The following is a 5228-nucleotide window of genomic DNA, read 5'->3' on the forward strand; positions in this document are numbered from 1 at the left end:
CCCCCCGGCCCCCCGGGTCCCCCCGGCCGGGGGGGGGGCCGACGGCCCCCCGGCCCGGCCGTCGGCGTCGTGTGCCGTGTGCCGTGGCGATGTCGCCACGGGGTCGTGCCGCGTCGACGCTGTTTCACCGTCGGCGTGGTTACCCGTTGGTGTCGGGTGGCATCTCGGTTGGCGACGTCTCCTTTGGTGGATGAAACATCACGGTGAGATGATGTGACCTTAGGGGTGTCGGCTGTACAGGACGGTGGGGGAGTGCTTGCTGACGCTGAGCTAATTGCCTTTGTGCCGACGGTTGATCTCGACCGGGCGCTGAACTTCTACCAGGGCGTCCTCGGGCTCCCGCTGCTGGAGGAGACGCCGTCGGCGGCGGTGTTCCAGGTGGCCGGGACCATACTGCGCGTCAGCACGGTGCGCGAGGTCATGCCCCAGCCCTTCACGACGCTCGGCTGGAGGGTGGAGGACATCACCGGCGCCGTGCGCTGGCTCACCGACCGGGGCGCGCGGGTCAACCGCTACGACGGCATCGACCAGGACGGCCTTGGTATCTGGACCTCGCCGGACGGTGACCGGATCGTGTGGTTCAACGATCCGGACGGTCACACATTGTCGGTAACCCAGTTCTCCGGCGGACCCCTTCGAGGTGAAGCGCGTTCCTGAATGATTCCGGTCCCGGGCCGCCGTGGCCGGCCGTCGGCCGCACGATTCTGGATTTCGGAGCCGTTCCGTCACCCGACGACCACCCAGACGCCATTCCGGCGTATCGGCGCAGACACCGGCGGGTACGGATATCGGCCAGAATGGCCCGGGGATTGCGCGCCGGGGCGGCGTCCGAACGGATATCGGCCCCGCCCGTTCAGCGGCCGGAACGCGCGAGTCCCGTGCGGGTCGCGGCGCCCGACGGGCCCGTCGGGACCGGGGGCGGCCCCACCGACGGGCGCAGCAGCTGAGCCGGCACGCCCGCCCAGATCTCGCTGTCGCCGACCCCGCTGACCACGGCCGCGCCCATGCCGATCATCGACCAGGCGCCCACCGTCAGCCCCTCGCGGACGGCGCAGTTCTGCCCCAGGTAGGCCCCGGCGCGCACCCGCACGGAGCCGGCGAGCGTCACCGCCGCGCAGACGCTCACGTAGTCCTCGACGACGACGTCGTGGGCGAGCACCGCGTTCGGCATCACCGCGACGTGCTGGCCGACGGTCACGTCCGCGGTGAGCACGACACCCGCGAGCAGCACCGAACCGGCCCCGACGGAGCACGAGGGCGGTACCACGGTGCGCGGGTGAATCACGCTGGTGTAGCGGTCGGCGCCGATGCCCATCTCCTCGAGCCGGTGACGCAGCACGGCGCGCGAGCGCCCACGGCCGGGCCCGAGCAGTAGGCGGGCCCGCGGGTAGTGGGCCACCCGTTCCAGGCCGCCAAGTACCTGGGCGCCCCCGATCGGGGCGCCCCACAACGCCGGGTTGTCGTCAAGGAAGCCCACGACGTGGTGCTCACCGGACGCGCGGGCGGCCTCCGCCGCCTCCCGGGCCAGGCCACCAGCGCCGACGATGAGCAGCGGGACGGGCCCGGCGGCGGTCATGCTGTCCTTTATACGGCTTCAGCCGTTCAAAGGCGCTCCGAGGTATTCCGCGCAGGCATGACGCGCCTCGTTCATCCGCCGTGAAGAGTCCACGGACGGCGCGAGGGATCTCAATCGCGAGGGGCCTCAGTATCGTTGCACACGGAACATCAGCCGCGGCACCGCGACAATCATGGGCCCGCCGGCCAGTACCGCCCGGCGGAACGGTTACCCCGCGCGACATTCGTGCGACGAGACACTTGGTACGGAGCCGATCCGCTCACCATTGTGGGGCCGGCGAGCGATGCCCGAACCTGGCCCGGGCATCGCCCGGCCAGGCCTGGCGTGGCCTTGTGCATGCCCTCCCGGGCGATCGGCCAGCCCGGTCTCGGCCCGAGCCGCGGACGCCGCGACGCCTCGGCCCGGGATGGTCAGGAGGCCCGGGTCAGGACGAGAACAGCGCGTTGAAGAAGCCGCCCTGCCCGTGGCGGCCGTGGCCGCGCCCGTGGCCGAACACGCCATGGCTCGCCTGGCCGCCGTGGCCCCAGGCTGGCTGACCGTAGGCGGGCTGGCCATAGGCGGGCTGGCCGTAGGGCTGCCCGGCCGGCGGCGGGGCGGGCGGAGCCGGCTGCGCCCACTGCGACTCCAGCCGGGTCAGCGCCTCCAGCTCGCCATAGTCGAGGAAGATCCCGCGGCAGCCGTCGCACTGCTCGATCTGGACACCGTTGCGGTTGTAGGTCCGCATCATCGCGTGGCACTTGGGACACTGCATCGTCGGTTGGCTCATGTGTACCTACCCATCGAGGGAGGCGGGCTCGTCGGGTCCGAAGCCTACTGACCTCGCACCCTCTACATCGCTGTCAAATGTACGACTCGCGCCAGGTCTTGCCCGCCGCCGAGCCGCCGCCGCCGAGCGGCCGCGCCGCCGCCAGGCTGCCGCCGCGATGGGACGGCGTCTGGTGCCGCATCAGCCAAGGTCGGCCCGGTGGCATCGCCGCATCGTGGGCTTGACCAGCGGTTCTGTACTCGGATCCGAACGGGCGAGGCCCGGAGCACGGATCCGAGTACAGTCCTGGCGATCTTGCGTGGCGAGCGCGGGCGAACGTTGCCGAGAACGGCACTACGAGAGCATCCGGCGGCAGCAGGTGACGAACGCATGGCCCAGCGGGTCCAGCCCATCGGGGCCGACACCGTCGCCGTCGCCGTCCCTGCCGTCGCCTTCCTGCCTGTCGCCGTCCGGCTCGCCAAGGTCCCGGCGGCTCTCTCGGGGCCCGCCCGCGGCGCTGTTCTCGTACACGTCGTGGCCGACCCTGTCCCGGTCACCATCGGAGGCCGTCGGCAGCGACGCGGTGAGGGCACGGGCGGCGTACTCGACGACCAACGTCCGGGCGGGCACGTCGACGGCGGGCCAGGGATCGCCGTCAGTGGACAGCGCCGGCCCGCCGGCGGCCCGATAGGTGTCGACGAACCGCGCCCACACCGCGGGCGGCAGCAGCCCGGCGGCGAACCAGGCAGCGGGCCTGGCCAGGTCCCATGCCGGGTCGCCGACCCCCAGGTCGTCGATGTCGACCAGCCGCCATCCGTCAGAGTCGGTCCTGACCAGCTGCCCGAGGTGCCAGTCGCCATGGATCAGCGTGACGGGCCGGCCGGGCCGCGCGGTCGCGACCGCGTCCCGGTCCGGCAGCGCGCGATAGGCGGCCAGCACCGCGTCCCGCGCCGAGCCGCCGGAGACCGGGACGCCTCCGGCCGCCTGCGCCCCCTCGGCCGCCGGCGGCCGCGCGGTCTTCGGCGCCCCCGCGACCGCGGGTGCCGCAGCCGGAGGCAACGTCGCTGCCTGGCGCCGGAGTGCCTCGACCGCGGGTGCCAACCGTCTGCGCGGGTGCGCGGCCAGGGCCGCGATGCCCGTGGGACATGGCGCGGTGTGCAGCCGGGCCAGCAGCGCGGCGGCCTGCTCCCACGGCGCGTCGTCCGCGTCGTCCGGCCCGAGCGCCACGCCGAACGGCCAGGCGCTGACCCAGCGCCCACCGACTCGGGCCGCATAGCCGCCAAGCTCGGCGCCCGGGACCGGCAGCGGCGCGAGCAGGGCCGCGGCGAGGCAGGGGTCGGCCGCGGCGAGCAGCCGGGCCGCGAGCGCGGCCGGGTCGACACCGGCCTGGTGCGCCTTCAGCACCACACCCCCGCGCCGGACCACCAGCCGGTCATGCCGCCGCGAGATCACCTCGACGGCTTCGCCACCGTCACCGCCCGGCCCCACCAACCGGGCGGCTAGCGCGGCCATGCCGTCCAGAAGCGTCCGGGCCGCTGTCGCGTCCGGCGGTGCGGCGGCCAGGGGCCCGTTGGCCTCGCCGGCCGCGCTGGTCGCCCTCCCCGCCGGGGTCGTCCGCGCAGGTGTGCCGTCCACCCTGTGATTCAACCAACCCGGCCGGGATCGCAGCCGCGTCCGCGGGACCGCGCGGCCGCGCGGCCGACCAGGTGCGGTTCCCGGCAACGTTCGCCCGACCGGCGGTCGGGACTTGCCAAGCGTCCTAACGCGATATATCGTGAGCGTGTCACTGAAACACTGGTGAGCTCCAGACAGGCAAACGCCCGGGAGCGAGCCAGGTGCCGGTGGCTCTCGTGGGAGGCGCCGGGCTCGGCTGGCGCGCTTGGCCGCGCCGATCGGATACCCGTCGGACGCCCCCACGCACCTACCTCCATCAGCGCGCATACGCGCACATTCCGCAAGGAGACACCACCATGAAGTTCGATCATCGTGATTGGCCCGGACCACGCCCGGAGGAGGAGCCCGGCCCGCGCGGCGGCGGCCGGCGGCACCACGGCCCGTTCCGCCGGCACGGCCACGGGTTCGCGCACCACCCCGGTCCTGGCATGGGCCCGTTCCCAGGCCCCGGCGCGGGTCCGTTCCCTGGCCCCGGCCTCGGGGTGTTCGGTGGACCGCCGCCCATGGGAGCGATGCCTCCCGGCCCGGTGCCCCCGGGCGGGCCGGGGCCCTGGACGGCCGGGCCGTGGGGACGACGGGGGCGCCCGGGTGGCGGCCGCGGCCGCGCCGGCCGCGGCGACGTCCGCGCCGCCGTGCTGCTGCTGCTCGCCGACGCGGACGGCCCGATGCACGGCTACCAGCTGATGCAGGCGATCGCCGAGCGCACCGGCGGCGCCTGGCAGCCCAGCCCCGGCGCCGTCTACCCGACGATCAGCCAGCTCGAGGACGAGGGCCTGGTTACCGTCACCGCCGATGGCGGCCGGCGCCTGGTCACCCTCACCGAGGCTGGCCGGGAGCACGTCACCGCGAACCGCGCGGCGCTCGGGGACCCGTTCGCCGGGTTCACCGCCCGCGCCGGCGGCGGCGCCAGCCTGATCGGCCCGGTCCAGGAGCTGCACGCGGCCACCTGGCAGGTCGCGAGGACCGGCGACGCCGACCAGATCGCGGCCGCCCACAAGATCCTCACGGACGCTCGCCGGGCGCTGTACCTGATTCTGGCCGGCGAGCCCACCGCCGAGTCGGCCGGCGACTCCGCCGAGTCGGCCGGCGACTCCGCCGAGCCGGCCGCCGAGCCGGCCCCGGAGCCGCCCGCGGCATCCGCCTCGGGTGGCGCCGCGCCCGCCGCCGGCGAGTAACCACCGGCGCTGGCGAGTAGCTCCCGGCGGCGGAGTCCGGCCCGTCTCCGGCGGGCCG

5 protein-coding genes are annotated in these 5228 nt (G+C 74.5%); 2 read left to right on the forward strand and 3 right to left on the reverse strand.

Annotated elements, in window-relative coordinates; genetic code table 11:
• Nucleotides 1-252: 252 nt before the first annotated feature.
• Entirely contained in the window at nt 253-657 is a 405-nt protein-coding gene (locus QOZ89_RS22865; RefSeq protein ID WP_071051648.1) for a VOC family protein, read from the forward strand.
• A gap of 196 nt (nt 658-853) precedes the next feature.
• Here the strand turns inward: QOZ89_RS22865 and QOZ89_RS22870 are convergent, their stop codons facing one another.
• The 3 genes from QOZ89_RS22870 to QOZ89_RS22880 all read right to left on the reverse strand — a co-directional run bounded on the left by QOZ89_RS22870 (nt 854) and on the right by QOZ89_RS22880 (nt 3956).
• Entirely contained in the window at nt 854-1576 is a 723-nt protein-coding gene (locus QOZ89_RS22870; protein ID WP_071051649.1) for a NeuD/PglB/VioB family sugar acetyltransferase, read from the reverse strand.
• A 424-nt stretch (nt 1577-2000) separates the two neighbouring features.
• The gene (locus tag QOZ89_RS22875; RefSeq protein ID WP_198543445.1) at nt 2001-2342 is read right to left on the reverse strand and encodes a TFIIB-type zinc ribbon-containing protein; all 342 of its coding nucleotides are present in this window, start codon (nt 2340-2342) and stop codon (nt 2001-2003) included.
• Between the two features lie 333 nt (nt 2343-2675).
• Nucleotides 2676-3956 carry a phosphotransferase gene (locus QOZ89_RS22880; protein WP_312625108.1) on the reverse strand — a complete coding sequence of 427 codons (1281 nt, stop codon included), beginning with the start codon at nt 3954-3956 and terminating at the stop codon, nt 2676-2678.
• A gap of 335 nt (nt 3957-4291) precedes the next feature.
• Here QOZ89_RS22880 and QOZ89_RS22885 point away from each other — a divergent pair, with 335 nt between their 5' ends.
• Nucleotides 4292-5170, forward strand: a complete 879-nt coding sequence (locus QOZ89_RS22885; RefSeq protein WP_071051651.1) for a PadR family transcriptional regulator — start codon at nt 4292-4294, stop codon at nt 5168-5170.
• Nucleotides 5171-5228 lie beyond the last annotated feature (58 nt).

Source organism: Pseudofrankia coriaricola, from assembly GCF_032027725.1.
Lineage (GTDB): Bacteria > Actinomycetota > Actinomycetes > Frankiales > Frankiaceae > Pseudofrankia.

What these genes read in the sequence shown, in the direction of transcription:
- QOZ89_RS22870 (WP_071051649.1), bottom strand. Translation starts at nt 1,576, where the DNA reads ATGACCGCCGCCGGGCCCGTCCCGCTGCTCATCGTCGGCGCTGGTGGC.
- QOZ89_RS22875 (WP_198543445.1), bottom strand. Translation starts at nt 2,342, where the DNA reads ATGAGCCAACCGACGATGCAGTGTCCCAAGTGCCACGCGATGATGCGG.
- QOZ89_RS22885 (WP_071051651.1), top strand. Translation starts at nt 4,292, where the DNA reads ATGAAGTTCGATCATCGTGATTGGCCCGGACCACGCCCGGAGGAGGAG.